Raw genomic sequence first — 24,640 nt, 5'->3', positions numbered from 1 at the left:
GCCGAGCTAAGAAAGGGTTCAAATGCCCGTTGAACTTGTCTTGATCCGGCGATAATTCATGGCTCTCGCATGGGGAAATCAATGACTGCCAAGACTGACGGCTGGAATGATCGGCTGATCGCTTTCGTGGAAAGCGCCGGTTTCCGTAACTTTATTCTCGCCCTGATCACCTTCAATGCCATCACTTTGGGCCTGGAGACCTATCCCTATGAGGGGGACTGGTTCACCAAGGGGCTACCCATTGTCGACCGCGTTGTCGTCTCGGTTTTCATCTTCGAGATCGTCCTCAAGCTGATCGCCTACCGCCATCGCTTCTTCTTTTCCGGATGGAACTGGTTCGATCTGGTCGTGATTTCGGTGTCCATCCTGCCCGATGCCGGTGGTTTCTCGGTGCTGCGGGCGCTGCGCATCCTGCGGGCTTTCCGTCTGTTCTCGGTGATGCCGGAAATGCGCAAGGTGGTCGAAGCCCTGTTGCGGGCCATTCCGGGCATGGGCGCGATCATCGCCGTGCTGGCGCTGATGTTCTACGTCTCCTCGGTGATGGCGGCGAAACTCTTCGGTCAGAGCAATCCGGAACTCTTCGGTTCGCTGGGTGAAAGTGCCATTACCCTGTTCCAGGTGATGACGCTGGAGGGCTGGGCCACGGAAGTGCAGAACCCGGTGCGTGAACATCACCCCTGGGCCTGGGCCTTCTTCCTGGTGTTTATCGTTCTGACCAGTTTCGCGGTCCTCAACCTGTTCATCGCCATCATTGTCGACAGCCTGCAGGCCAAGCATTTCGATGAAGAGGACATGCGCAGCGAGGAAGCCCATTCCGAACGCGAGGAATTGCGCCGCGAGCTCGCCGATCTGCGGGCGGAAGTGCGGGCGCTGGGCGTTATGCTTCAATCCTCGTCGTCAGGACCGGACGGATCGAGCAGGTCGGAAAACGCATCGGACAATTCCGAATAGAACGCCGCCAGGCGCTCTTCACGTTCTGAACGGGTACGCGGCGCGGCGGCGCTGAGCGGGCGGACGGGCAGGCCTTCATGCGCATCGAGCATGAAACGCTGCCAGATCTGCGCCGGTAATCCGCCGCCAGTGACATCGCGCATCGGGCTGTCATCATCATTACCGACCCAGACCCCGGCGGTGTAGTCGGCGGTGAAGCCGATGAACCAGGCATCGCGGAAGGACTGGCTGGTCCCGGTCTTGCCGCCGGAGGCGCGGCCGGGCAGGGCGGCGCGGCGCCCGGTGCCGGTCAGAATGACATCCTGCATCATTGTCGACATCGACTGGGCCACCTCGGAGCGCAGCACTTGGTCCGGCTCGCTTGCCTCGTGCTCATACAGCACCTCACCGCGCGAATTGCTCAGTGAGACAACGAAATAGGGCTCATGACGCTGGCCGTCGCGGGCAAACACGGCATAGGCCGAGGTTAGTTCCAGCAGGTTGGCTTCCGCTGCGCCGAGCGCAATCGAGGGCAGGGCCGGCAAGGGCGAGCGGATCCCCATGCGCTGGCCGGTCTCGACGATTTGTTCAATGCCGAGCTGGTCGCCGATCTGCGCCGCGACCGTGTTGATCGAGCGCTTGAGCGCTTCCTGCAGCGTCACCAGGCCCCGATAGTTTCCGGAGAAGTTCTGCGGCGTCCAGCCTTCCAGATCGACCGGCTCGTCCCAGACGGCGGAGGAGGGGTCATAGCCGGCCTCGAGGGCAGCGGTGAACACGATGGGCTTGAAGGCCGAGCCGGGCTGGCGCTGGGCCTGGATCGCCCGGTTGAACTGGCTGTCGAGATAATCGCGGCCGCCATGAAAGGCGCGGATCGCCCCGTCCGGGGCCAGCAGCATGACCGCTGCCTCGCTGGCACCGAGCGCATCACCCTGTTCGTCAAGCACGCCCAGCGCAGCGGCGCGGGCCTCGCGGGTCAGTTCCGGATTGATCGTGGTGCGGATGACGAGATCGGGAATGTCCTCATTCATCAACAACCGGTCGGCCTCGGCGACGGCATAGTCGAAGACATGGCCCCAGGTCACACCGGCATTGGGATCAAGCGGCGGGGCGCTGGGTACGGCCGGATTGGCCAGGGCCTGGTCGTGGGCAGCCTGGTCGATAAAGCCCGCCTCCAGCATGGCGGCCAGCACAATGGCGGCGCGCGCCTGGGCCGCTTCCAGATTGACCGTCGGATCCAGCCGGCTCGGGGCTTTGGGCAGGGCGGCCAGCAGGGCGGCTTCGGCCAGGTCGAGCTGGGTCGAGGACTTGCCGAAATAGCGCTGGGCGGCCGCCTCGACGCCATAGGCGCGGGCCCCGAGATAGATACGGTTGAGATAAAGCTCGAGGATCTCGGTCTTGCTGAGCTGGTCTTCCAGCGCCCAGGCGATGCGGATTTCCTGCAGCTTGCGGCGCAGGCGGCGTTCCGGGCTCAAGATCAGGTTCTTGACCAATTGCATGGTGATGGTCGAGCCGCCCTGGAGCGAGCGCCCGGCACCGATATTGGTCCAGACCGCGCGCATCAGTCCGCGATAATCCACACCCGCATGATCGAAAAAGCGCTGGTCCTCAATCGCCAGGAAAGCGTTGGGCACATGGTCCGGCAGAGTGTCCAGCCCGACGGCACGGGCATACAGCGGACCGCGCACGGCGAGCACGTCGCCATTCATGTCCTGCAGGGTCACGGAGGGTTCGCGCCGGGTCGACCACAGCTCGGCAGCGCTTTGCGGCGTGTCGGGCAGGTCATGGAAGGCCCAGTGCCAGAGCGAGCCGGACACGATAATGCCGAAGAACAGCACCGTACCGGCAATGGCGCCGGCAATCAGACGATTGCGGCGTTCGCGGCGTTGCCGCTCCATCATATGATCGGCCCGGTAGGGCTCCATATTCATTCCTGTTGTCCCCGCGCGCGGGCCGGCATCCCTTGCCGCGCTCCGCTACACCGTCTAAGGCTCCGCGAAAGCGGCGAAAATCAGGCGATCCTTTATGTCACGGCCTTTCTGGAAGATGAAAACCCTTACAGAGATGACCCCGCAAGAGTGGGAATCGCTCTGTGACGGGTGCGGAAAGTGCTGTCTGGTCAAGCTGGAAGACGAGGATACGGGCCTGCGGCTGGAAACCGACATCGCCTGCAAGCTGTTTGATGGCGAGACCTGCCGCTGCAAGGATTACACGAACCGCAAGGTCAAAGTGCCCGACTGTGTGGTGCTGACGCCTCAGAGCGTGCACGAGCTGCCCTGGATCCCGAAAACCTGCGCCTATCGCCTCATTGCCGAGGGCAAGGACCTCTATGACTGGCATCCTCTTGTCACCGGCGATCCCATGTCGACGCACAAGGCCGGCATGTCGGTGATCGGCCAGACCGTGTCCGTGCCCGACGACCAGCTCGACGAGATCGACTGGGAAGACCACATCGTCGAGTGGCCTGGAGAGGGGGATGATGATGGGGATGAGCGGGGCGCGAATGAGGGCGCTACCTAGATGTCGTTTTTCATCAAATAGGTCAGCTGAGCGAGCCTTTTCGCTGGCGGCTCTGAAAAAACGGGGACACTAAAAACGGGGACACGTACCAATTCCTCACTCGTAAAAACGAGGACACGTACCAATTCCGGCAAAAAACGGGACACGTACCAATTTTTCGAAAAACAGGGACGCGTACCAATTTCTCCGTACTGATTTCTCACTCGAATAAACAGGGACACGTACCCATTTCCCCTTACCGCTCCGGCTTGCGTGGCCGTCCGCGCAGGCCCGGTCGCAGTCTCAGCTTCGATTTGGTCTCCAGCGCGTCAATCCAGTCATCTTGCCCAAGCGGATAGCCGGTCTGGGTGAAGTCGCCGAGACGGGCGTCTTCCTTGGCACTTGCCCCGTCCTCGAGATAGCGCGTCCAATTGGGGATGCGGTCGAGCCAAGGGGCGGACTGGGTCAGCCCGTCGGGGCGGGCGCCAACATGAAAGCCGGCGCTCGACCAGGGCCAGTCCCAGGCCTTCGCGCAGAGCTTGGCCGCGACCGGATTGTTTTCGACATAGCGCACCGCTGCCAGGGCGTGGCTTTCATCCATGGCGCAGGAGGCAAAACGGCCCTGCCATAAAAACCCGGTCCAGCCCTCGCGCGCATTGATATGCCGGGTATAGCGCCGGTGAGCCTCTCCGACGGCCAGGGCGAGGGCATCCTCGCGGGCCGGTTCGAGCACGAGGTGCACATGGTTGGGCATGAGGCACCAGGCCCAGCAGCGCACACCATGGGTGGCGCAGGCAGCAGCCATGAGGTCGCGATAGAGGGCGTAATCCGCGTCCTCAAAGAAGGTCTGCTGACGCCGATTGCCCCGCTGGGTCACATGATGCGGGAAGCCAGGCAGGACAATCCGGGCGCGGCGGGGCATGCTGAAAGGGTATCAGTGTGTCGCGGAAATGCAACTCATGCGAGTATTTTGCTTTGAGGTGTGGTTCGGGGCTGGAAAATTGGTACGTGTCCCCGTTTTTTGGCCGTACCAATTTTTCCGTACTGATTTCACACTCGTTCTGGTGTTGTTCTTGGCTTTTATTACTGTCACGTTCATCGGGCAGTGCAGCGAAGATTAAGGTAGGTAGCAGGAATGGAAGTGTTCAATTTTCTCGGAGCGTGGTCCGTGCCTTTGATCCTAATTGCTGTTCTCGTGTCAGTGGTTAACTACTTTTGGTTTCGAGCAACATTCATGAACAGAGATGAAGGTAAGGGGGACGGGTAAAAATCAGGGACACGTACCAATTTCTCCGAACTGATTTCTCACTCATTTTGCCGGGGTAGCGCGCCATGCAAAAAACGGGGACACGTACCAATTTTTCCGTCCTGATTTCTCACTCGTTTTGCAGGGTAGCGCGCCATGAAAGGGTACGTGTCCCCGTTTTTTGGAGCGCGCCATTAAGGGGTACGTGTCCCCGTTTTTCTGGGACAGACACTCAAGGGCGCGAATTGTCGAGCACCTGTCTGGAGGCAGAGAAATGCGGAAACTGATCAAAGCGGTTTTGATCTTGGTGGTCCTAACGTCGCCGATCTTGTCCTTCTACTCCCTGATCCAATATTGGGAGGCCGCCAATGACATTTTCCTCGTACTTTTGGGCTTTGGGGCTGCATCATTTCTGATTGGTGGAAACTGGTTGTTTTTCGAACTCAGAAAGCTGGGCGATGGTTCTTGAGGGGACGATCTTTGAAGGCGGTGCGACTACGACCGCTTCGGCTACGGTAAAAATCAGGGACACGTACCAATTTTTCCGTACTGATTTCACACTCGTTCTTGTGGGAGTGCAGCGCCGTTAAATGGTGCGTGGCCCCGTTTTTTCCGCTTCTCGCGGCTTGTGTTTATCCACATACGCTTGTCATCCCTGACGGATGCCCCGCGAACGCGGGGCGCAGATCAGGGACCTCGATGCGCTAGGCTTGGTCCCGGATCTCCGCCCGGATCAAGTCCGGGCCTGCGTCCGGGATGACAAGGTTTTTAGCGCCCCTCCTCGCCCTCGATGGGCGAGGTCCCGCGTAAGCGGGGGAGTGGGTGACGCGGCGAAGCCGCCACCAAAAACCAACTCCACTCCCGCAAGTTCCATCTGCGCCGTCAAATGGTGCGTGGCCCCTGTTTCGAATGGCCCGTAGAGGGTGTTGACGCGGGCGAAGGCTAGGCCGATGCCGCGGACCCGGCGGGTATAGAGCGCCGCCTGTCCCGGCAAACCTCTTCGAGTTCCAGGCACTTGCCCTAAACAATCCAGCGCATACGCCGCCCGGCTATATTTGGGTATGGCCGGAAATGGGGCAGGGCGATGGTGAGCACGGCGCAGTGGGACGACTACTTGCTGGACTTTCTTGCAGGCAAGATCACCGCGCAAGCCATCGCCAGCGCACAAGGGCGCGAGCTTGGTTATGTGCAGCGCAGGCTGAGCGCCGGGCTGCGCGCGGCGGAGCGCACGCTCGGCGATGCCATGTCCCGGACCCTGGTGCGCCAGCTTATCCTGGCCCGCGCGGCCATGGATAAGGGTGATGACGAAAACGCGGAAAAGCGCTTGCGGCGCATAACCATGGCCGCACGGGCAGCCCGCGATCTGGAGGGATTTGTGGCACGCAATGGCAGGAAAAATAACGCGGTCGAGGCAAGCGGGGCGGGGGATATCGGCGACATTGACGATCCCGGCGCGGAACTCATCGATCACCTCGATCGTCTCGCAGCGGCGCGAGATCAGAAATCGCTGGGTCCGGACGCTCTCGCGGCAGGAGCAGATCGACAAGCTGCATGCCTGGATCGAATGGGCGAGTGACGCACAGAAACCTCCCGCCGGCGACTGGCTGATCTGGCTCTTCATGGGCGGGCGCGGGGCGGGCAAGACCCGCGCCGGCGCGGAATGGGTCCGCGCCCAGATCATTGCCGGCCGCCGCCGGGTGGCCCTTGTCGGCCCGGCCCTGGCCGATACACGCGAGGTCATGATTGATGGGGAATCCGGCCTGTTGCGGCTCGGCCCGCCGGATCAGCGGCCGCGCTATGAGGCCAGCCGGCGGCGCCTGGTCTGGCCCTGCGGGGCGATTGCCCAGGCTTTTTCCGCCGAAGACCCGGACAGTTTGCGCGGGCCGCAATTCGAGATCGCCTGGTGCGATGAGTTTGCCGCCTGGCCCGACCCGCAGAAGGCACTCGATACCCTGCGCATGGCGGTGCGGCTGGGCCGGCAGCCTCGGATCATGATCACGACTACGCCGCGGCCGGTCCCGGCCTTGAAAAACCTGCGGGCTGCGCCCGGCGTGGTCGAGACACAACAGCCGACCGTGAAGAATGCCGACAATCTGGCACCGGGCTTTGTCGCCGCCATGCAGGCGGCCTATGGCGATAGTGCGCTGGGGCGGCAGGAATTGGACGGTGAGCTGATCGATGATCCCGAGGGGGCGTTGTGGCAGCGCCCGGCCCTGGAAGCGTGTGTGATGACCGCGCCGGACGTGGCCGAGCGGATCATCATCGCGCTCGATCCGCCGGCCAGCGGCGGTGCGCAGAGCGCGGAGTGCGGCATTGTGGTGGCGTCCGCCTGCGGCGAGGGCATCGGGCGCACCGCCTGTGTCCTCGCCGATCTCTCCTTCGGTCCGGCCGCTCCGGCGGATTGGGCCCGGCGCGCGGCCGAGGCGTTCGAGACCTTCAAGGCCGATGCCGTGGTCGCCGAGGCCAATCAGGGCGGTGAGATGGTGCGCAGCGTGTTGCAGGCCGAACATGCCGGCCTGCCGGTCAAGCTGGTGCACGCCTCGCGCGGCAAGCGCGCGCGGGCAGAACCGGTCGCCGCGCTTTATGCCGCCGGACGGGTTCGCCATGCCGGGCATTTCCCCGCGCTTGTCGATCAGATGTGTGCGTTCGGGGCGCCTGAGACCGTGTCCCGAAGCTCTGCCAAAAGCCCCGACCGTGTCGATGCCCTGGTCTGGGCCATTACCGAGCTCTTGCTGCAACGGCGCCGCTCACCGCGCCTGCGTCCGCTCTGACAGCGCCAACTTTTTAAAGGATGATGATCATGCCCAACTGGTTCGCCCGGCTCACCGGCGCGGAGGGAAAGAGCGTGCCTGCACGGGCCTTGTCCGGGATCAGCCTGGCCGGCAGCCATGCCTCCCTGGCCCGCGACATCCCCTCGCTGACCCGTGCCGGATATGAGCGCAATGCCATCGCCCACCGCTGTGTCCGGCTGATTGCCGAAGCTGCGGCTTCCATTCCCCTGACCAGCGAAGACCGGGCTGTCCAGGCCTTGCTGGACAGCCCCAATCCGGACCAGGCGGGGGCTGAGCTGTGGGAGAGTTTTTACGGTTATCTACAGGTGGCGGGAAATGCCTATCTCGAACTGGTCAGCCTGGAGGAAGAGCCGCGTGGCCTGTTTGCCCTCAGGCCGGACCGTGTCCGCGTCCTGCCGGGCGATAAGGGCTGGCCGGCGGGCTGGGAGTATGCGACGGGCTCGCGCAGACGGCGCTTTGTGCGCGACGCGCTGAGCGGGCGCAGCGCGGTTTTCCACATGCGTCTGTTTCATCCCGGCGATGATTATTACGGCCTGTCACCGCTCTCGGCGGCGGCTGAGGCCATCCATTTTCACAATGGCGGATCGGAGTGGGCCCGGGCCTTGCTCAATAATGCGGCGCGGCCGTCCGGCGCGCTGGTGGTTAGCGGCGAGGATGGCCGGCTGAGCGAAACCCAGTTCGAACGCCTCAAGGCGCAATTGCTAGACGCCCATAGCGGTGCCCGCAATGCCGGGCGGCCACTCCTGCTCGAAGGCGGGCTGGACTGGAAGCCGATGGCGCTGTCTCCGGCGGATATGGATTTCATTGATGCGCGCCGCGAAAGCGCCCGCGAGATCGCCCTGGCGCTGGGCGTACCGCCGCTTCTGCTGGGGCTGCCCGGAGATAATACGTATGCGAATTACAAGGAGGCGCAGCTCGCCTTCTGGCGCCAGACCGTGCTGCCCCTGGTGCGCAAATGTGCCGGGGCGATGACGGTGTGGCTGCGTCCGTGGATGGGCGAAACCGTATCAGTGCAAGCGGATATCTCGGCCGCGCCGCTGCAGGCGGAGGACGGGAAATGAGCGGTCTCATCATTGAAGGCTATGCCAGCCTGTTCGGTCTGGCCGATCTGTCCGGCGATGTCGTGCTGACCGGCGCCTTCGCGCAATCGCTGAGGCAGGGGCGCAGCGTGCCGATGCTGTTCCAGCACGACCCGGGCGAGCCCATCGGCGTCTGGCGCGCGCTTGTCGAAGACGCAAAAGGCCTGCGCGTGCGCGGCGAAATCCTTGGCGAAACCGCCCGGGGGCGCAGCGCCCAGGCCCTCGTCAAACGCGGGGCCGTAGACGGTTTGTCGATCGGGTTTCGCACCCGGCGTTCGCGCCCGCGCCGTCCGCGCGGACGCTATCTCGCGGCGATCGATCTGTTCGAGATCTCCGTCGTGACCTTCCCCCTGCTGCCGCAGGCGCGGCTCCAGCTTACCCCTCAACCGGCCCTTGCGGCCTAGATCCAAGGAGGATCCATGACCCAGGAAACCAAAATGCCCGCGGTCTCGGCGGAAACCCGTATCGCTCTGGGTGAAGTGCTGGCGACGTTCGAGGCCTTCAAACAGGCCAATGATGATCGCCTCGGCGAGATCGAGGCGCGTCACAGCGCCGATGTCCTGCTGGAGGAAAAGGTCGCGCGTATCGATGCCGCCCTCGACCAGCAAAAATCCGCGCTCGACCGGCTGCACCTGAATGATCAGCGGGCGCCGCTGGGCGCCCAGGCCATGACGGCGCAACCGGGCTGGCAGAGTTATCTGCGCACCGGTGACGCATCCGTGCTGGCTGAAGCCAAGTCGATGAGCGCCGGCAGTGCCGTCGATGGCGGTTATGTCGTGCCCCAGGAAACGGAAAACCGCATTGAGCGCCTGCTCGGCGAGGCTTCGCCGATGCGCTCCATCGCCAGTGTGCGCCAGACCTCGGCTTCATTGTTCCGCAAACCGATTTCGCGCGGGGGTGCGGCGGCCGGCTGGGTCAGCGAAACCGCGGCCCGGCCGGAAACGGCATCGCCCAGCCTCGACCTGCTCGATTTTCCCGCGGCCGAGCTTTACGCCATGCCGGCGGCGACCCAGCAATTGCTCGACGATGCCATGGTTGATCTGGACCAATGGCTGGCGGAAGAAGTGCGCGATGTCTTCGCGGCCCAGGAAAGCGCGGCCTTCATCTCCGGTGATGGCGTCAACAAGCCACGCGGTCTGATGAGCTATACCATGGCGGCTGACGGGGTGCAGAGCTGGGGCGAGCTGGGCTATGTCGCCACCGGTGTGGCCGGCGGGTTTGCCGCCAGTGATCCCGGCGATGCCCTGATCGATCTCGTCTATGCCCCGGCGAGCGGGTATCGCGCCAATGGTCGTTTCCTGATGAACCGCCGCACCGTTTCCGCCGTGCGCCGGTTCAAAGATGCGGACGGGCATTATCTCTGGCAGCCCTCGCTGAGCGAGGCGGGCAGTTCGACCCTGCTGGGCTATCCCGTCGTCGAGGCCGAAGACATGCCCGATATCGGCACGGACAGTTTCGCGCTCGCTTTTGGTGATTTCGCCAAGGGCTATCTGATCATCGACCGCCAGGGCGTTGAGGTGCTGCGGGATCCCTACAGCGCCAAGCCTTACGTGCTGTTCTACACCACCAAGCGGGTCGGCGGCGGCGTGCAGGATTTCAACGCCATCAAACTGCTGAAATTCGGCCTGAGCTAGCGCCGCTTGAGCTCGTCTTCCATGCGCGCCTGCAGGGCGGCTGCGGCGGCGTCGGCGATGTCGTCGGCGCCGTCCAGCTGGTGCTCGGTCTCGACCGAGTTGAGCTCATACCCATGCCGCCGGACCAGGTTCTCCAGTGGCCGCACAATGAAAGCGGTGGCGGCCAGGACCGGCAGCGCCCAGGCAAAAACGAGGCGGCCATCGGCGACCGGGTTGGGCATGTCCATGCCCGTTACCGCGCTGATCGCCCATAGCACGCCATAACCCGCCGCTCCGGTCAGCAAGAGCGACAAGCCGAAGGCCAGGATCCAGGCGAGGGCGGCATTGATGCGCACAGGTGTCATGCGTCGCCACCGGGCGGGTTCTTGGTGTCATAGCCGCGCCAGAACACGGCGGCGCCGCCGGCCAGCAGCATAAGCGCCAGCGGGCCGAGGGCGAGTTCCTGGCTGGAATAGCTGTCGAACGCGGCCCAGAGCGCAAACAGGATCGCCGCATAACCCAGATATCGCGGGCCGCGTGAGCGTGGCGGCCGGCTCGTGTCTTGAGAGGTTTCCCCCATGTCCCTGTCACTCCTTGTGCCCCCGGCTTCAGAGCCGGTCGATCTGGCACGCCTTAAACTGCGCCTGAGGATCAGCGACAATGGTCACGATCAGCGCCTGTCGCACTTGATATCGGCTGCCCGCGAGCGGGTCGAGCGGGAAACCGGGCGCGTGTTTCTCACCCAGACCTGGCTGGAAACGCGCGATAGCTGGGATGGCGATGGCCGCCTGTGTGCATTCGCGACCCAGTTCAAACTGCTCAAACCACCTCTGATCGCGGTCGAGAGCGTGACCATCACGGCGGCAGATGGCTCCAGCGCGCTCTGGCCGGCCAGCGCGTATTTCATCGACAGCGCCATGGAGCCGGGGCGGATCGTGTTGCGCCCGGACAGCGTGTTTCCGCAAGCGGGCCGCCCTGCCGCCGGGATCGCAATCCGCTTTAGGGCCGGTTATGGCGATACCGCGGACAGTGTGCCCGGCCCCTTGCGGGAAGCGGTAGAAGTGCTCGCGGCGAGCCTGTTTACCGATGGCAATAGCAACGGGGGCAGCATCCAGGACGGGCTGCCTGGCCCGGTGCGCAGCCTGATCGCACCCTGGCGGCGGGTGTCGCTATGAGCGCGCTGAAAGATATCCGGGCCGCTGTAGAGACCGCGCTGGCCGCCAATGCCGGCGCCCGGGCCCTGCTCGGCGATCCGCTTCGCCTGGCCGCCAGCCGCTCGCGCCATCTCGCCTTTCCCCATGCCAGCTGGGGGCGGATGACCCTGCTCTCGCGCGGGGCAGAGGGGGTGGATCTCACCGAGTGCCGTTTGACGCTGGATGTCTGGTGCCGTGATGGCGATGCGGCGGCGGTGACCGGGCAATTGCGCTCCATCCTGCGCGATCTGTCGCCGGTCATGCCGGCCGGAACCGTGCTGATGACCCTCGAGCCCGTCTACACCGACGTTTTCCAGACCGCCAATCCCCGCATCCAGCGCGGCCTGGTGCGGCTGCGCGTGCTCACGCAACAGATCACAGAAGAGGTGGCCCCATGACCGTCCAGGCGGGAAAAGACATGCTGATCAAGATCGGCGATGGCGGCGTACCGGAGGGGTTCCTCTCCGTCGCCGGTCTGCGCACGCGGACGCTCTCCTTCAATGCCCGTCCGGTTGATATCACCCATGACCAGAGCCTGGGCAGCTGGCGCGAACTGCTCGCCGGCAGTGGCATCAAGGCCTGTACCGTCTCCGGGGCGGGCGTGTTCACCGATGCGGCGGCAGATGCCCGGCTGCGGCAGGCCTTTTTCGATCAGGCGGCGCCGAACTGGCAATTGATCATCCCCGATTTCGTCCGCCTGACCGGACCCTTCCTGATCGCGGCGCTGGATTATAGCGGCCGGCATGATGGTGAGGCGGTGTGGTCGATGACCCTGTCCTCCGCCGGTGCCCTGAGCGCCGAGGTCATCTGATGGCCAATGCGCAGCGTGGCGAGGTCGAGCTGGTCGTTGCGGACCGGCGCTACCGGCTGTGCCTGACACTGGGCGCACTGGCCGAGCTGGAAGCCCGTCCGGTCAGCCGGCTGAGCACCGGGGAGCTGGTGCGCCTTCTTACCCTGCTCGCGCGCGGGGGCGGTCATGTCCTTGATGAGGCTGATGTCGCCGCCTGGCCGCTGGCCCCGGAGGCGGCGGCCGATGCCGTCGCGCGCTGTCTGCAGGCGGGGGGCGAGTGAGCCCGGCCTGGCAAATGGCCCTGCGCTGGGCCCTGAGCCGCGGTCTCACGCCGGCGGTGTTCTGGCAGCTCAGCCTGCCGGAATGGCGGGCCCTGACGGCCTCCGAAGCGGCGCGGCCGCTGGCCCGCGCCGGGCTGAATGATTTGTGTGCGAAATACCCTGACGAGGTCCCATGACAAACGACAGATTTGATCCGCCCGGCGCAGCGCTGGGCGATTGGGCGGACGAGGCGGGGCCGCAATCGGCCGAAGCGCTGGAGGATGCCTTTACCCGGGCCGGGCGGCAGATCGAGGATGCGCTGGAACGCGCTGCGCGGTCCGGTGGCGACAGTTTCGAGCGCATGACCGAGCGCATCCTCGCCGATCTTGCCCGGCTCAGTGCCGAGCGCCTGGTTCTCGCTCCGATCGAGGGCTGGTTGCAGCGCGCGATTACCCCGCCGCTTGATGGCGCCCGCGCCGAGGGCGGTCCGGTGACCGCGGGCGGACGCTATCTCGTCGGCGAGCACGGCCCGGAAGTCTTCACCCCCGCGCATAGCGGCGAGATCTCCCAGTCCGCCGGTCGCGCCATCACCGTCAATATCCATCTCGCCGCGGGCAGCGATGCGGCCGGGGTGGAGCGGGAAGAGGGGCGTATCTCCCGCGCCCTGGCCCGCGCCGTGGCCCGGGGGAGCCGGTATCTATGAGCGGGTTTCACGAGGTCAGCTTTCCCTTTCGCATCGCGCTGGGCGCGGTGGGCGGGCCGGAGCGGCGCACCGAAATCGTGCCACTGGTATCGGGCCGCGAGGAGCGCAACACGCCCTGGCAGCACAGCCGCAGACGCTGGGATGTAGCGCCGGGCGTGCAAAGCCTGGCCGATGCCGATGCGCTGATTGCCTTTTTCGAGGCCCGCCGCGGCCCGCTGCACGGTTTCCGTTTCCGCGATCCCTTCGATCACAAGTCCTGTGCCCCGAACCGCGATCCCGCTCCGCTCGACCAGGTGATTGGCACCGGTGACGGTGTGCAAACCCAGTTCGCGCTGACCAAGACCTATGCCCATGGCGGCCATGACTGGACTCGCCCGGTCACCAAGCCGGTCGAGGCGAGCGTGCGGGCGGCTGTGGACGGGGTTGAGAGTGCGATCAGCTGTGATGCGGCAACCGGCGTGATCAGTTTCGCCGTACCGCCCGCGGCGGGCATGCCGGTAACTGCCGGTTTCATCTTTGAGTGTCCGGCGCGCTTTGACACCGACCGGCTCGATTTCCAGCGCGATCATGTCGAGGCGGCGACGCTCTCCCGCCTGCCCATTCTCGAACTTATCGGGTGAGCTCATGCTGACACTGTCACCACATTTCCAGGCCGCGCTTGATAGCGGCGTGACCACGCTGTGCTGGGGCTGGCGGGTCGAGCGCCGTGACGGCCAGGTCTTCGGTTTCACCGATCACGACCGCGATTTGCTGATCGACGGGCTGATCTATCGCGCCGGCAGCGGTTTTGGCGGTGCCGATCTGGAAACGGCTGAGGGGCTGGCGCCCGGCCAGGCCGATCTCGCCGGAGCGCTGGATGCCGATGTCCTCAGCGAGGCGGATCTCAAGGACGGGCTGTGGAGCGGCGCCCGCGTGGAGCTGTGGCGGCTCGACTGGTCCAGCCCGGATGAGCGGGTCCATATCGCCAGCGGCGAGCTGGGCGAGGTGCGCCGCCGGGACGGGCGTTTCGAGGCGCAATGGCTCGGTCCCGCGCACCGGCTGGAGCGCACCACCGGGCGGGTGTTTTCCCGCCGATGTGACGCCGTTCTCGGTGATGCGCGCTGCGGTGTTACAGCCTCTCATCCCGGTTTTTCCAGCGGCTGTGATGGCGCGTTTTCAACCTGCCGTGACCGCTTTGGCAACAGCCTCCAATTTCGCGGATTTCCCTACATGATCGGCAATGATGTCTTGATCGCCGCGCCGCAAAGCGAGACGCGCCGCGATGGCAGCTCCCGGGGGCTGGGCGGATGAGTGCCGCCGGCCAGGGCAAGCTGATCGCGGCTGAGGCACGGCGCTGGATCGGAACGCCCTACCAGCACCAGGCCTCGCTGCGCGGCCGGGGCAGTGACTGTCTCGGTCTGGTCCGGGGTGTATGGCGCGCCTTCTATGGCGAAGAGGCCGAACCGGTCCCGCCCTATGCGCCGGGCTGGGCCGAGGAGGGGGAAGGCGAGAGCCTGCTTCTCGCGGCACGCCGGCATCTGATCGAGATTGATCCCTTTACCCCTCTGCCGGGCGACGTCCTTTTGTTTCGCCCGCGCCTGGATGGACCGGCGCGGCATTGCGCGGTGCTCTCACGGCCCGGCTGGATTATCCATGCCTATTGGGGACGGGCCGTGACGGAAACCGCTTTGACCCGCTGGTGGATGCGCCGCCAGGCCGCCTGTTTCCGTTTTCCGGAGATCAAGATCTGATGGGACAATTGCTTCTGACCGCCGGGGTCAATCTTGGCCGCATCCTGGTAAACTGGGGCGCGCGCTATGCTGTGCAATGGGGCTTGAATACATTATTCGCTCCCGAAGTAACTGGCCCGCGCATGCCGGAGCTGCCGGTGCAGACGTCCAGCGATGGTGCACCCATGCCGCGATTGTGGGGGCGCGGGCGGATCGCCGGGCAGGTGATCTGGGCCTCGCGCTATCGCGAAGCGCGTGAGGAAACCGGCGGCAAGGGTGGACCGCGCCAGACCCGTTACAGCTATTCCATCAGCTTCGCCGTCGGCCTCTGTGAGGGAGAAATATCCGGCCTTGGCCGCATCTGGGCCAATGGCGCCTTGCTGGATCTCAGCCGCTACACGGCGCGCCTGTATCGCGGCACGCAAACGCAATTGCCCGACGCTGTCATTGCCGCCACGGAAGGCGCAGATGCGCCCGCATTTCGCGGAACGGCCTATGTCGTTTTTGAAGACTTGCCGCTGGACGAATTCGGTCATCGCATTCCCAACCTGTCCTTCGAGGTGTTCCGGGCGGCACGCGATCCGGCGGGGCTGGAGCGCCGGCTTCAGGGCATCAATCTCATCCCCGGATCTGGCGAGTTCGCGCTGTCACCGGAGCCGGTTTTTGCGCGCCTTGGTCCGGGTGAAGAGCAGGCAGAAAATATCAATAACGGGAGGGGTTTGACTGATGTTCTTGCGGCGCTTGATGATCTCGAGCGAGATCTGCCCGCCTGCCGCTCCATCCAGCTGATCATCGCCTGGTTCGGCACTGATCTGCGCTGTGGTGCATGCGAGGTGCACCCCGGAGTGGAGCGGCGCGACAAGCTGACCCGGCCGGTCAGCTGGATGGTCGCGGGGGCCGACAGACAAAGCGCGCACCTGATCAGCCAGATCGGTGACCGGCCGGTTTATGGCGGTACTCCGGATGATGCCGGCGTGATGGCTCTGATCGGCGAACTCAAGGCGCGCGGTTTTCGCGTCATCCTTTATCCTTTCGTGCTGATGGATATCGCTCCGGGCAATGCCCGTCCGGATCCCTATGGCGGTGCCGAGCAGGCGGCCTTTCCCTGGCGCGGCCGGATCACGGCGGCCGGGTCGCCAGCCGTGGGCGCAGATGTGGCGCAGTTCTTCGGTACGGCGCGGGCGTCCGATTTTGCCGTCTCCGAACAGGAGGTGGCCTATGACGGGCCGGCCGAGTGGCGCTTCAATCGCTTCATCCTGCACTGCGCGGCTCTGGCCAAGGCCGCCGGCGGGGTCGAGGGGTTCCTGATCGGTTCTGAAATGATCGGATTGACCACCTCCCGGGACGGCGATGACTTTCCCGCCGTTGATCATCTCAGAACCCTGGCGGCAGAGGCCCGCCAGCTATTGGGGCCGAATACCCGTCTGTCCTATGCGGCGGACTGGACCGAGTATGGCGGGACCGGTTCGAACGGAGAAAAATACTTCCATCTTGATCCGCTCTGGTCCGATCCCGCGATCGATGCCGTGGCCATCGACTGGTATGCACCGCTGTCGGACTGGCGCGATGGGCAGAGCCATGCCGATGCGGCGGCCGGCTCGCCGCATGACCGGGACTATCTCGCAGCCAACATCGCCGGGGGTGAGGGTTTTGACTGGTATTACGCATCCGAAGAAGATCGGGCCAATCAGGATCGAACGGCGATCACAGATGGTCAGGGGGAGGCCTGGATCTGGCGCGTGAAGGACCTGGTGAGCTGGTGGTCATCGCCCCATCATGACCGGCCCGGCGGGGTCCGGACTACGGCGCCGACCGGCTGGGTGCCCATGAGCAAGCCGGTCTGGCTGACCGAGATCGGTTTGCCGGCAACCGACAAGGGCGCCAACCAGCCCAATGTGTTTTTTGACCCCAAGAGCGCGGAAAGTGCACTCCCGCATTTTTCCAGTGGCGAGCGGGATGACCTGATCCAGCGCCGGGGGCTGGAGGCGCTGCTGGCGCACTGGTCGGCCAGCGGCCCGCACAATCCGGTATCGCCGCTCTATGGCGCGGCGATGATTGAAGCGGACTGGATCCATGTCTGGGCTTTTGATGCCCGGCCCTGGCCGGACTTTCCCGCCCGCAGCGAGATCTGGGCTGACGGGGCGAATTGGCGCCTGGGACATTGGCTCAACGGCCGGGCCGGTCTGGTGCCGGTGGCGGAGATCGTCGCTGATATCGCGGCGGACTGCGCCATTGCGGGCGTTGATGTGACCGCCGTGGACGATCTGGTCTCCGGCTATGTGCTGGGGCAGGCCGGCTCGGGCCGCTCAGCGCTTGCCCCCCTTGTGGAGTTGTTCGATCTCAGCGTCATCGAGACCGCCAGCGGTCTCGATATCCGGTCCGCAGGCCGCCCGGCGGATGCCTATGTCTTGAGCGATGGCCGGGTCATGGATGGCGGTGATGTTCAGGTGCGCCAAGGGGCGATGGATGATCACAGCCGCGATACGCGCCTCTATTATATAGATGACAGCGCCGACTATATGCCGGCTGTCGCCAGCGCCCGCCAGGCGGCTGGACGGGCGGGGGTCGAGACCGTTTCGGCACCTGTCCTGGCCGACCCGTCCCTGGCGCAAGACTGGGCAGAGCGTCACTTTGCGCGCACGTCGATGGCCCGGTCCGGCCTGGTGATCGGTCTGCCGCCCTCGGCACTGGGGGTGCAGCCGGGCGACAGGATCGGTTTTCAGGGGCAGGACTACCGGATCACAGCGGTGCAGGGAGACAGCGCCCGCACCGCGCAGCTGCAGCTTGCGACGCATGCCGGTCCCACGCTCGCCGGCAGCCAGGCCGGGGTCGCTGCAGACCCGCCGCTGCCGCCGGCCCGGCCCGAGATCGCGCTGATTGATCGCCATCCTGAGGGATTGCTGGCGGCGTGTTTCGGAGCGCCCTGGTCGGCCCCGGTCGCGCTGGCCATCTCCACCGATGCGGTCCATTTCGATCCCCGCGGCGAGGCGCTGCAACCGGGCATTATGGGGGAGCTGCTTGCCGATCTGGCTCCGGGCCCCGCCGGGTATTGGGACCGTGCCGGGGTCATCGAGGTGGCGCTTTATGGCGGGCAATTGGACAGCCGTGACGGGCGCGATGTGCTCGCCGGCCGCAATCGCATCGCGGTCGAACAGGCCGAGGGCGAGTGGGAAGTGCTTGATTTTGCCCGCGCCGAACTGATCGGCGAGCGGTGCTACCGTTTAACGGGTCTGTTGCGCGGGCAGGCGGGGAGTTCGCCCCAGGGCGCTTTGATGGGCGCGCGACTGGTCGTGCTCGATCATGCGCTGGTGCCCGTCGCGCTCGCGGCGCACGAGACCGGCCTGGATGTCACGCTGCGGGCCTGGCCCGCTGGCAGTGCGCAGTCGAGCGCGGGGATGGAGGTGGTCACGGCACAGCGGCGTGGTTTGCGCTGTTATGCGCCAGTGCACCTGCGCTGGCGGCGGAGCGGAGACATGCTGCTCGCCAGCTGGGTGCGCCGGACGCGTGTCGATGGCGATAACTGGGTGGCAGCGGATGTCCCGCTCGGCGAGGCCGAAGAGGCCTATCAGCTGACCTTGTCCGGGCCGTCGGGCGTTATCTTGCAGGAGCGGGTCGAACAGCCCTTCTGGCAGGGCGCATTGGCGGCTCTGGATCTGCCGGCCAGCGGGCTGAACCTGTCGGTGGCGCAGATTTCCCGCGAGTATGGTCCCGAACTTTCAGCCCGCGCTGACATCACGCTGTGAGGGCGGCCTTTGCGATTGGCGCGAAGACGCTTACATGCAGGGGGTAGACAGGCCCGACGGACCCCGCGCATGGAAGATCCCTACAAGACGCTCGGCGTGAGCAAATCCGCCTCCCAGGATGAGATTCGCAAGGCGTATCGCAAGCTGGCCAAGGCGCTGCACCCGGATGCCAATCCGGGCGACAAGGCGGCGGAAGAAAAGTTCAAACAGGTCTCGGCCGCCTTCAACCTGCTCTCCGATGCCGACAAGCGGGCTGATTATGATGCTGCGGCCCGGGCCGGTTTCGGTTCGCAATACCAGCCCGGAATGGGGGCGGGGATGGGCGGTGCCGGCATGGGCGGCCAGCGCGGACCATTCAATTTCCGCCAGACCCGGACTGGCGGCAGCCGCGGTTTTGAGGACCTGGGCGATATTTTCTCCGACCTGTTCACGGGTGCCAGCGGCGGCGCCGGGGCAGCGCAGCAACCGCCGCGCAGCAAGGGCGAGGATGTGCGCCAGACCCTGAGGCTGGATTTCATGCAAGCGGCCCAGGGCGGCAAGCATCGCGTCGTTGTGCCCGGCGGACGGTCGGTCGATATCGCCGTGCCGGCCGGTGCTTCGCAGGGTCAGGTCCTGCGGTTGCGCGGCCAGGGTCATCCCTCACGCATGGGCGGTCAGCCCGGCGATGTGCTGGTCGAGATCGATGTCGCCGAGCACAAATTCTTTTCCCGTGATGGCCAGGATGTGCGCCTTGATTTGCCGATCTCGCTCAAGGAGGCGGCGCTGGGGGCCAAGGTGCGCGTGCCGACGATTGACGGCATGGTTGAGGTGCGGGTTCCAGCCGGCGCCTCGAGCGGCGGGCTTCTGCGCCTGCGTGGCAAGGGATTTGCGGGAAGTGGCGGCAAGCGCGGCGATCAGATCATCCGACTGATGGTGGCGCTGCCCGAGCGCGACGAAGCGCTGCAGGAGTTTCTGCAGACCTGGTCGCCGCCGAGCGGTTATAATCCGCGCAAAGGGCTGCAGTCCTGAGCGCAAGGATCTGTTAGGGTGTCGTTCAGGCCGGGTTCAGCGGCTATCAGCAAATGTGTGTGTCATGTTGAGAAAACTGGTCATTATCACAGCTCTTGTCGCAGGAATGTACACCCCGGCCGCCCATGCCATCGGGCCGGTCGATGCGCTCATGGTGACCCTGGCGGGTCAAAGCGAGCGCTTTACGGCGGGAGAGGCAAGGCGGAGCCGCGAAAGCGGTGAAACCATCCCGGCCCGCCGGGCCCGTGCCATTGCGCGCGAATTGTATCCCAATGGCGATATCCTCGATGTCGAACTGGTACGCGATCGCGAGCCGCGCTTCGTCGTCAAGGTTATGGTCGATAATGGCCGGCGCATCGATGTGGTATTGGATGCGCGGACCGGCCGCGTAATATCGAGAGGCTAGGGAGCGAATATGCGCGCACTTATTGTCGAAGACGATCCGGATCTGAGCCGTCAGCTGGGCCGCGCCCTGGAAGATTCCGGTTATGCCGTTGATGTGGCCCTGGACGGTGAGGACGGCCATTTTCTCGGCGATACCGAGCCCTATGATGTCGTTGTACTCGATCTCGGCCTGCCCAAGCTCGACGGTGTGACCGTACTCGAGCGCTGGCGCTCGGACGGGCGCGACTTCCCGGTGCTGATCCTGACCGCGCGTGATCGCTGGTCGGAAAAGGTCGCCGGTTTCGACGCCGGGGCCGATGATTATCTCACCAAGCCCTTTCATACCGAGGAATTGCTCGCCCGCCTGCGCGCCCTCACGCGCCGCGCTGCGGGGCATTCCTCCTCGACGATTGAATGCGGTGCCCTGAGCATTGATACGCGCGGCGCACGGGTCTTTATCGAGGGCGCACCGGTCAAGGTGACCTCGCACGAGTTTCGCATGCTCAGCTATCTCGCCCACCACCAGGACCGGGTAATCTCCCGGACCGAGCTGGTCGAGCATATCTACGACCAGGACTTCGACCGCGACAGCAATACGATCGAGGTTTTTGTCGGGCGTTTGCGCAAGAAGATCGGTTCTGACCGGATCGAGACCGTGCGCGGTCTTGGCTACCGGCTGGTCGATCCGGTGGCTCGACCGGTTTCGTGAGGCGGACGGGCTCGCTCGCCTTCCGTCTGTTCGCCGGGGCAGCCGCCTGGGCGCTGGTCCTGTTGCTGCTCGGCGCCATCGCCCTGAGCGTGCTCTATCAACGCAATGTCCTGCGCACCATGGATGACCGTCTGACCAGCGTCGTCGGGGCGCTGGTGGCCGCGGCGGAGACCGATCCGGGCGGCGATGTCGCTCTTGCACGGCGTCCGTCAGACCCGGCCTATGCCCGGGTTTTTTCAGGCCGGTACTGGGAAATCGTTGATGTCGCCGAGGGCCAGCCGGCCCGGGTTCTGGTCGTCTCACGCTCGCTCTGGGATGAGCAATTGGCCGTGCCGCCTCCGCTTCTGGAACAGGCTCGCGCGGCGCCCGGCGAGATTATCTCCAGTGATACCAAGGGGCCGGACCGAGAGCCGCTGCGCGTCGTGCTGCAGGCCGTGCAACTGCCCAACCGTCCCGATTTCGTCGTCATGCTGGCTGCCGAGGACCGCCGCCCCGCCGACCGTGAGGTGCGCAATTTCGCGATCACCTCGGCCTTGATGTTCCTTGGCTTTGCCGCCGCGATCGCCGCCGGTGTCTTCTTCCAGGTCCGCATCGGCCTGGAGCCGGTGATTCGCATGCGCAATTCCGTGTCCGAAGTGCGTGAAGGGCATGCCGAACGGGTCGATGGTCAATTCCCGGACGAGCTGCAGCCGCTGGCCGATGAGCTCAATGCCATGCTTGATCACTCCCGTGAACTGGTCGAGCGCTCGCGCACCCATGTCGGCAATCTCGCCCATGCGCTGAAAACCCCGATCGCCGTTTTGACCAATGAAAGCCGCGCCTCCGACGGCGAGCTGGCCGAGATTGTCGAGCGCCAGACCGGTGTGATGGCCAAACAGGTCGATCACCATTTGCGCCGGGCCCGAGCGGCGGCACACGCCAAGGCGATCGGTGCCCGCACCGAGGTCGCCGGTGTGATCGGCGATCTGGCGCGTACGCTGGAGAAAATCTACGCCCGCCGCGGTGTCTCCATCGCGACCGAGCTGTCCGATGGGCTCGGCTTTCGCGGCGAGCGCCAGGACCTGGAAGAAATGATCGGCAACCTGCTCGATAATGCCTGCAAATGGGCCACCGGCGCGGTGCGCATCACGGCCCGGCGCAGTGCCGAACGCGAGCTGGAAATCCTGATCGAGGATGATGGTCCCGGACTGACCGATGAGGAGGGCGAGAGTGCTCTGCAGCGCGGTGTTCGTCTGGATGAACAGGCCCCGGGCTCCGGGCTCGGCCTGTCCATCGTCACCGATCTGGCCAAAGCCTATGACGGCCATGTCGAGCTGTCCCGGTCCGAACTGGGCGGGTTGTGCGCGCGTGTGATACTACCGGCCACTGCACGATAAAGCCTCGTTAACCGTATCTGGCGGAAAATGGCGTGAAATCCGGAGTTTCACCGCCATCATGGCTAAATTATCGCCGTCTCAGAGAGCAAAGCTAGAAGCGCTTTGGCGCAGCATGCCTGCGCATATGCGCGATGCGCTCGCGGCGTCGGCGCGTGCAGCGGCAGCCACTGATCCCAACTCCAAACGGCTGGTTGAAGTGTTCCAGGAATTGCAGACCGCGATCCAGGAGCCGGCGGGTGATTCAGCCAAGGCTTATCTCCTCGCACCCTTGAAGCCGCTGGTCGGTGATCCGGCCACGACCCCGCCATCGCGGGCCCGCTTCAGCCCGGAGCAGACTTCGAAAATGTGGGGGTGGCTTGGGCGCCAGCTGGCCAAGGATGTGGTCGAGATGGCGAAGAAGTGCAAACAGCCGCCTTCTGAACCGATCTGGTATGAATTCCGCGGTAAGCTCGCCGATGCGCTGGAAGATGGCGTCAACAAGGCCGAGCGGGTTCCCAAGGACATGACGGCTCTGGCCAAGCGCTTTGGTGGTGATGGCGGCGCCATGCTGCGGGATGCCGTGATCCTGTTGCGCAACAGCCAGGCCATCGACGAAGCCATGTCGCGCATTCCGCCGAAGATTTTCGATCTCGATGAGGATTTGTGTACCCGGCTGCACAAGATCCATGACGGGATGATGGAAACTGCGCCGGATGCGGCGGTCTGGGTGCTCATCATCACGATGGGCCGCCTCGACCGGCCGTGGGAGATTTTCCGGGTCATCGAACGGATCGGCAAGCGCGGCGATGACCTCGTTGTCTCCAAGACGGAGCTGGCGGCGGTTGGCGATGCGGTCCTGGCCGATACCGGATACTTCGCGTCCCGCCTGCAATCACCGCCGGCAACCCTGGAAGAAGCCAAGGCGACCTACGAGCTGTTCGACCAGTTCGTCAATTTCTCGGTCGGGATGACCCAGGAGTTCGGCATTCGCAAGGCCGGCCGCTGGGGGCAGTCACTGTTCTCGCTACGGGCTGAAGCCTCCATGCATGTCGAGAAAATCCTGGCCAAGGTCCCGCTGGCCCTCGACTCCGGCCTGCCTGAGCCGCGGCGCGGCAAGTCCGGGCGCATTATTCCCGCTCAACTGCCGCCCGACAGCGCTATCGATCGTGCTGAGGGCTTGTTGTATTTCACCGCCAAGGCGCGCGAGCATGCGACGGCGGCTGCCATTGCCAGCTCGCAGAAGCGGATCTCCACCGAGGCGGTCAACCGGATGCAGGATGCGGGTGAATTGCTCGTTGACCTTGTCGCCGAGAGCGAAGGCCAGAACCGCAATGTTGCACGCGAGGGCCTGGAGATCACGGCCCGCTTGTTGGCTATCTCTGATGCCGATGAGGTCGCAGCCACGCTCCGGCGCCGGGGCAATGCAGCCGCGGCATAGCGTCCGCTTGCGCATAGCCCGGTGAGCGCCTAGTTCAGGCGTATGAGCGCATCATCCGATACCCCGCCCGCACTGGAAGCCCGCCGCACTGAGGCGGAGCGCCTGTTTTCGCCCAGCGCCGGGCGCAACCGGCATGCCATCGCCGAGGTCCTCGCTGAGGCCCTACCGGCTGATGCGCGGGTGCTGGAGATCGGTTCGGGTACCGGCGAACACGCCGCAACGCTGCTCGGCCTGCGTGCTGACGTCGTCTGGCAGCCCAGCGATCCGGACCCGGCATCGCGCCTGAGCCAGGATGCCTGGGGGTCAGACTTCGACGGGCGGATGAAGCCGGCCCTGGCGCTGGACCTGGCCCGGCCGGGCTGGATGGACGGGCTTGGCCCGTTTGACGCCATTGTGTCCATGAATGTCATCCATATCGCCCCCTGGGAGGTCGCCTTGTCGATCGCCGAGGGCGCGCAACACATGCTGGCGCCGCACGGTCTGGTCTATTTCTACGGCCCGTTCCAGGAGGGTGAGCTGACCGCGCCGTCCAATCTCGATTTTGACCGCAGCCTCAAGGCCCGCAATCCAGACTGGGGCGTGCGCAAGCTTGAGGAAGTTCGGTCGCTGATGGGCGAAATCGCTTTTCATCAGCTGCAGCGCATCGAAATGCCTGCCAATAACCTGTCCCTGATTTTCCGCACCGGAGTTCTCGCTGATGCGTCATCGTAATCGCCGTCTTGCCACTATTGCTGCCGCCGGGACGGTTCTGATTGCCGCCGTGGCTCTTGGCCTGTTCGCCTTGCGCGATGCGGTGGTGTTTTTCTACAGCCCGTCCGAGCTGGCCTCCGAACCGCCGGCTGTCGGGGAGCGGATCCGGGTCGGTGGACTGGTCGCCGAGGGCTCGGTCGGGGATGCGGAGAATGACGGTTTCGTCTTCGTCATCACCGATGGCGCGCAAAGCGTGGATGTCACCTATTTCGGCATCCTTCCCGACCTGTTCCGTGAGGGGCAGGGGGTGGTTGCCGAGGGGCGGATGACCGAGGAAGGCCGCTTTGCTGCAGAAACGGTTCTGGCCAAGCATGACGAGACCTACATGCCGCCGGAAGTGGCTGAGGCCTTGCGTGAAGCGGGTACCTGGCAGGGTGAAGAGGGTGAGCCCGGCACGCGATGACGTGATCGTCATTGGATGATGAGTTGCGTTTTGCGTTCA

The 24,640-nt window shown here is 64.8% G+C and carries 29 protein-coding genes; 25 read left to right on the top strand and 4 right to left on the bottom strand.

What is annotated here, in order from left to right:
• Nucleotides 1-81 precede the first annotated feature (81 nt).
• Complete coding sequence (locus Q1V57_RS08385) at nucleotides 82-951, top strand: ion transporter (protein WP_300529582.1); 870 nt, start codon at nucleotides 82-84, stop codon at nucleotides 949-951.
• On the opposite strand, the gene Q1V57_RS08380 is transcribed toward Q1V57_RS08385, so the two are convergent.
• Nucleotides 885-2,858, bottom strand: a complete 1,974-nt coding sequence (locus Q1V57_RS08380) for a PBP1A family penicillin-binding protein (RefSeq protein ID WP_300529580.1) — start codon at nucleotides 2,856-2,858, stop codon at nucleotides 885-887. The two genes, Q1V57_RS08385 and Q1V57_RS08380, sit on opposite strands and share 67 nt — an antisense overlap.
• Nucleotides 2,859-2,952: 94 nt before the next feature.
• Between Q1V57_RS08380 and Q1V57_RS08375 the strand changes: the two genes are divergently transcribed.
• Complete coding sequence (locus Q1V57_RS08375; protein ID WP_300529578.1) at nucleotides 2,953-3,447, top strand: YcgN family cysteine cluster protein; 495 nt, start codon at nucleotides 2,953-2,955, stop codon at nucleotides 3,445-3,447.
• Between the two features lie 235 nt (nucleotides 3,448-3,682).
• On the opposite strand, the gene Q1V57_RS08370 is transcribed toward Q1V57_RS08375, so the two are convergent.
• Complete coding sequence (locus tag Q1V57_RS08370; protein WP_300529576.1) at nucleotides 3,683-4,348, bottom strand: transposase; 666 nt, start codon at nucleotides 4,346-4,348, stop codon at nucleotides 3,683-3,685.
• 598 nt (nucleotides 4,349-4,946) lie between these two features.
• Here Q1V57_RS08370 and Q1V57_RS08365 point away from each other — a divergent pair.
• From Q1V57_RS08365 to Q1V57_RS08340, 6 genes are all read left to right on the top strand, one after another.
• The gene (locus tag Q1V57_RS08365; protein WP_300529574.1) at nucleotides 4,947-5,141 is read left to right on the top strand and encodes a hypothetical protein; all 195 of its coding nucleotides are present in this window, start codon (nucleotides 4,947-4,949) and stop codon (nucleotides 5,139-5,141) included.
• Between the two features lie 615 nt (nucleotides 5,142-5,756).
• Entirely contained in the window at nucleotides 5,757-6,248 is a 492-nt protein-coding gene (locus Q1V57_RS08360; RefSeq protein ID WP_300529572.1) for a hypothetical protein, read from the top strand.
• Nucleotides 6,211-7,443: a terminase family protein gene (locus tag Q1V57_RS08355; RefSeq protein WP_366145108.1), complete on the top strand. Its 1,233-nt coding sequence runs from the start codon at nucleotides 6,211-6,213 to the stop codon at nucleotides 7,441-7,443. Before Q1V57_RS08360 ends, Q1V57_RS08355 begins: the two co-directional genes overlap by 38 nt.
• Before the next feature lie 29 nt (nucleotides 7,444-7,472).
• Nucleotides 7,473-8,525 carry a phage portal protein gene (locus tag Q1V57_RS08350; RefSeq protein ID WP_300529570.1) on the top strand — a complete coding sequence of 351 codons (1,053 nt, stop codon included), beginning with the start codon at nucleotides 7,473-7,475 and terminating at the stop codon, nucleotides 8,523-8,525.
• Nucleotides 8,522-8,947 (top strand): HK97 family phage prohead protease, encoded by a 426-nt coding sequence (locus Q1V57_RS08345; RefSeq protein ID WP_300529568.1) that lies wholly within the window; start codon nucleotides 8,522-8,524, stop codon nucleotides 8,945-8,947. The genes Q1V57_RS08350 and Q1V57_RS08345 overlap by 4 nt, the downstream gene beginning before the upstream one ends.
• A gap of 15 nt (nucleotides 8,948-8,962) precedes the next feature.
• Complete coding sequence (locus tag Q1V57_RS08340) at nucleotides 8,963-10,177, top strand: phage major capsid protein (RefSeq protein WP_300529566.1); 1,215 nt, start codon at nucleotides 8,963-8,965, stop codon at nucleotides 10,175-10,177.
• On the opposite strand, the gene Q1V57_RS08335 is transcribed toward Q1V57_RS08340, so the two are convergent.
• Together Q1V57_RS08335 and Q1V57_RS08330 are read right to left on the bottom strand one after the other, a co-directional pair.
• Nucleotides 10,174-10,521, bottom strand: coding sequence for a hypothetical protein (locus Q1V57_RS08335; protein ID WP_300529564.1), 348 nt, complete (start codon nucleotides 10,519-10,521; stop codon nucleotides 10,174-10,176). The genes Q1V57_RS08340 and Q1V57_RS08335 overlap by 4 nt on opposite strands.
• Nucleotides 10,518-10,736, bottom strand: a complete 219-nt coding sequence (locus Q1V57_RS08330) for a hypothetical protein (protein WP_300529562.1) — start codon at nucleotides 10,734-10,736, stop codon at nucleotides 10,518-10,520. The genes Q1V57_RS08335 and Q1V57_RS08330 overlap by 4 nt, the downstream gene beginning before the upstream one ends.
• Between Q1V57_RS08330 and Q1V57_RS08325 the strand changes: the two genes are divergently transcribed.
• From Q1V57_RS08325 to ccmE, 17 genes are all read left to right on the top strand, one after another.
• A complete protein-coding gene (locus tag Q1V57_RS08325; protein ID WP_300529560.1) occupies nucleotides 10,735-11,331 on the top strand; it encodes a phage head-tail connector protein in 597 nt (198 codons plus the stop codon). The genes Q1V57_RS08330 and Q1V57_RS08325 overlap by 2 nt on opposite strands.
• Entirely contained in the window at nucleotides 11,328-11,747 is a 420-nt protein-coding gene (locus tag Q1V57_RS08320; protein ID WP_300529558.1) for a DUF3168 domain-containing protein, read from the top strand. Before Q1V57_RS08325 ends, Q1V57_RS08320 begins: the two co-directional genes overlap by 4 nt.
• Nucleotides 11,744-12,160, top strand: coding sequence for a phage major tail protein, TP901-1 family (locus Q1V57_RS08315; protein WP_300529556.1), 417 nt, complete (start codon nucleotides 11,744-11,746; stop codon nucleotides 12,158-12,160). Before Q1V57_RS08320 ends, Q1V57_RS08315 begins: the two co-directional genes overlap by 4 nt.
• Nucleotides 12,160-12,420 (top strand): GTA-gp10 family protein, encoded by a 261-nt coding sequence (locus Q1V57_RS08310; RefSeq protein ID WP_300529554.1) that lies wholly within the window; start codon nucleotides 12,160-12,162, stop codon nucleotides 12,418-12,420. The genes Q1V57_RS08315 and Q1V57_RS08310 overlap by 1 nt, the downstream gene beginning before the upstream one ends.
• Nucleotides 12,417-12,596: a phage tail assembly chaperone gene (locus Q1V57_RS08305; protein ID WP_300529553.1), complete on the top strand. Its 180-nt coding sequence runs from the start codon at nucleotides 12,417-12,419 to the stop codon at nucleotides 12,594-12,596. The genes Q1V57_RS08310 and Q1V57_RS08305 overlap by 4 nt, the downstream gene beginning before the upstream one ends.
• Nucleotides 12,593-13,102, top strand: coding sequence for a phage tail tape measure C-terminal domain-containing protein (locus Q1V57_RS08300; RefSeq protein ID WP_300529551.1), 510 nt, complete (start codon nucleotides 12,593-12,595; stop codon nucleotides 13,100-13,102). The genes Q1V57_RS08305 and Q1V57_RS08300 overlap by 4 nt, the downstream gene beginning before the upstream one ends.
• On the top strand, nucleotides 13,099-13,722 hold the full coding sequence (locus Q1V57_RS08295; protein ID WP_300529549.1) for a DUF2460 domain-containing protein: 624 nt from the start codon (nucleotides 13,099-13,101) through the stop codon (nucleotides 13,720-13,722). The genes Q1V57_RS08300 and Q1V57_RS08295 overlap by 4 nt, the downstream gene beginning before the upstream one ends.
• 4 nt (nucleotides 13,723-13,726) lie before the next feature.
• A complete protein-coding gene (locus tag Q1V57_RS08290; protein WP_300529547.1) occupies nucleotides 13,727-14,392 on the top strand; it encodes a DUF2163 domain-containing protein in 666 nt (221 codons plus the stop codon).
• Nucleotides 14,389-14,832: an NlpC/P60 family protein gene (locus Q1V57_RS08285; protein ID WP_300529545.1), complete on the top strand. Its 444-nt coding sequence runs from the start codon at nucleotides 14,389-14,391 to the stop codon at nucleotides 14,830-14,832. The genes Q1V57_RS08290 and Q1V57_RS08285 overlap by 4 nt, the downstream gene beginning before the upstream one ends.
• On the top strand, nucleotides 14,832-18,554 hold the full coding sequence (locus tag Q1V57_RS08280) for a glycoside hydrolase/phage tail family protein (protein ID WP_300529543.1): 3,723 nt from the start codon (nucleotides 14,832-14,834) through the stop codon (nucleotides 18,552-18,554). Before Q1V57_RS08285 ends, Q1V57_RS08280 begins: the two co-directional genes overlap by 1 nt.
• Before the next feature lie 69 nt (nucleotides 18,555-18,623).
• Nucleotides 18,624-19,562, top strand: coding sequence for a DnaJ C-terminal domain-containing protein (locus Q1V57_RS08275; RefSeq protein WP_300529541.1), 939 nt, complete (start codon nucleotides 18,624-18,626; stop codon nucleotides 19,560-19,562).
• Between the two features lie 64 nt (nucleotides 19,563-19,626).
• Nucleotides 19,627-19,968, top strand: a complete 342-nt coding sequence (locus tag Q1V57_RS08270) for a PepSY domain-containing protein (protein WP_300529539.1) — start codon at nucleotides 19,627-19,629, stop codon at nucleotides 19,966-19,968.
• A gap of 9 nt (nucleotides 19,969-19,977) precedes the next feature.
• Nucleotides 19,978-20,655: a response regulator transcription factor gene (locus tag Q1V57_RS08265; RefSeq protein WP_300529537.1), complete on the top strand. Its 678-nt coding sequence runs from the start codon at nucleotides 19,978-19,980 to the stop codon at nucleotides 20,653-20,655.
• The gene (locus Q1V57_RS08260) at nucleotides 20,652-22,031 is read left to right on the top strand and encodes a sensor histidine kinase (RefSeq protein ID WP_300529535.1); all 1,380 of its coding nucleotides are present in this window, start codon (nucleotides 20,652-20,654) and stop codon (nucleotides 22,029-22,031) included. Before Q1V57_RS08265 ends, Q1V57_RS08260 begins: the two co-directional genes overlap by 4 nt.
• 112 nt (nucleotides 22,032-22,143) lie before the next feature.
• Nucleotides 22,144-23,448, top strand: coding sequence for a hypothetical protein (locus tag Q1V57_RS08255; RefSeq protein WP_300529534.1), 1,305 nt, complete (start codon nucleotides 22,144-22,146; stop codon nucleotides 23,446-23,448).
• Nucleotides 23,449-23,490: 42 nt separating this feature from the next.
• Entirely contained in the window at nucleotides 23,491-24,159 is a 669-nt protein-coding gene (locus tag Q1V57_RS08250) for a DUF938 domain-containing protein (protein WP_300529533.1), read from the top strand.
• The gene (gene ccmE, locus Q1V57_RS08245; protein WP_300529532.1) at nucleotides 24,146-24,601 is read left to right on the top strand and encodes a cytochrome c maturation protein CcmE; all 456 of its coding nucleotides are present in this window, start codon (nucleotides 24,146-24,148) and stop codon (nucleotides 24,599-24,601) included. The genes Q1V57_RS08250 and ccmE overlap by 14 nt, the downstream gene beginning before the upstream one ends.
• Nucleotides 24,602-24,640: the final 39 nt, after the last annotated feature.

The organism is Maricaulis sp. (assembly GCF_030149425.1).
Classification (GTDB): domain Bacteria; phylum Pseudomonadota; class Alphaproteobacteria; order Caulobacterales; family Maricaulaceae; genus Maricaulis.
The sequence above is the reverse complement of the archived record's forward strand: the minus strand, read 5'-3'. Positions and strand labels throughout refer to the sequence as shown.

Coding starts and splice junctions, on each gene's coding strand:
- Q1V57_RS08385 (WP_300529582.1), top strand. CDS start 82: ATGACTGCCAAGACTGACGGCTGGAATGATCGGCTGATCGCTTTCGTG.
- Q1V57_RS08380 (WP_300529580.1), bottom strand. CDS start 2,858: ATGAATATGGAGCCCTACCGGGCCGATCATATGATGGAGCGGCAACGC.
- Q1V57_RS08375 (WP_300529578.1), top strand. CDS start 2,953: ATGTCACGGCCTTTCTGGAAGATGAAAACCCTTACAGAGATGACCCCG.
- Q1V57_RS08370 (WP_300529576.1), bottom strand. CDS start 4,348: ATGCCCCGCCGCGCCCGGATTGTCCTGCCTGGCTTCCCGCATCATGTG.
- Q1V57_RS08365 (WP_300529574.1), top strand. CDS start 4,947: ATGCGGAAACTGATCAAAGCGGTTTTGATCTTGGTGGTCCTAACGTCG.
- Q1V57_RS08360 (WP_300529572.1), top strand. CDS start 5,757: ATGGTGAGCACGGCGCAGTGGGACGACTACTTGCTGGACTTTCTTGCA.
- Q1V57_RS08350 (WP_300529570.1), top strand. CDS start 7,473: ATGCCCAACTGGTTCGCCCGGCTCACCGGCGCGGAGGGAAAGAGCGTG.
- Q1V57_RS08345 (WP_300529568.1), top strand. CDS start 8,522: ATGAGCGGTCTCATCATTGAAGGCTATGCCAGCCTGTTCGGTCTGGCC.
- Q1V57_RS08340 (WP_300529566.1), top strand. CDS start 8,963: ATGACCCAGGAAACCAAAATGCCCGCGGTCTCGGCGGAAACCCGTATC.
- Q1V57_RS08335 (WP_300529564.1), bottom strand. CDS start 10,521: ATGACACCTGTGCGCATCAATGCCGCCCTCGCCTGGATCCTGGCCTTC.
- Q1V57_RS08325 (WP_300529560.1), top strand. CDS start 10,735: ATGTCCCTGTCACTCCTTGTGCCCCCGGCTTCAGAGCCGGTCGATCTG.
- Q1V57_RS08330 (WP_300529562.1), bottom strand. CDS start 10,736: ATGGGGGAAACCTCTCAAGACACGAGCCGGCCGCCACGCTCACGCGGC.
- Q1V57_RS08320 (WP_300529558.1), top strand. CDS start 11,328: ATGAGCGCGCTGAAAGATATCCGGGCCGCTGTAGAGACCGCGCTGGCC.
- Q1V57_RS08315 (WP_300529556.1), top strand. CDS start 11,744: ATGACCGTCCAGGCGGGAAAAGACATGCTGATCAAGATCGGCGATGGC.
- Q1V57_RS08310 (WP_300529554.1), top strand. CDS start 12,160: ATGGCCAATGCGCAGCGTGGCGAGGTCGAGCTGGTCGTTGCGGACCGG.
- Q1V57_RS08300 (WP_300529551.1), top strand. CDS start 12,593: ATGACAAACGACAGATTTGATCCGCCCGGCGCAGCGCTGGGCGATTGG.
- Q1V57_RS08295 (WP_300529549.1), top strand. CDS start 13,099: ATGAGCGGGTTTCACGAGGTCAGCTTTCCCTTTCGCATCGCGCTGGGC.
- Q1V57_RS08290 (WP_300529547.1), top strand. CDS start 13,727: ATGCTGACACTGTCACCACATTTCCAGGCCGCGCTTGATAGCGGCGTG.
- Q1V57_RS08285 (WP_300529545.1), top strand. CDS start 14,389: ATGAGTGCCGCCGGCCAGGGCAAGCTGATCGCGGCTGAGGCACGGCGC.
- Q1V57_RS08280 (WP_300529543.1), top strand. CDS start 14,832: ATGGGACAATTGCTTCTGACCGCCGGGGTCAATCTTGGCCGCATCCTG.
- Q1V57_RS08275 (WP_300529541.1), top strand. CDS start 18,624: ATGGAAGATCCCTACAAGACGCTCGGCGTGAGCAAATCCGCCTCCCAG.
- Q1V57_RS08270 (WP_300529539.1), top strand. CDS start 19,627: ATGTTGAGAAAACTGGTCATTATCACAGCTCTTGTCGCAGGAATGTAC.
- Q1V57_RS08265 (WP_300529537.1), top strand. CDS start 19,978: ATGCGCGCACTTATTGTCGAAGACGATCCGGATCTGAGCCGTCAGCTG.
- Q1V57_RS08255 (WP_300529534.1), top strand. CDS start 22,144: ATGCCTGCGCATATGCGCGATGCGCTCGCGGCGTCGGCGCGTGCAGCG.
- Q1V57_RS08250 (WP_300529533.1), top strand. CDS start 23,491: ATGAGCGCATCATCCGATACCCCGCCCGCACTGGAAGCCCGCCGCACT.
- ccmE (WP_300529532.1), top strand. CDS start 24,146: ATGCGTCATCGTAATCGCCGTCTTGCCACTATTGCTGCCGCCGGGACG.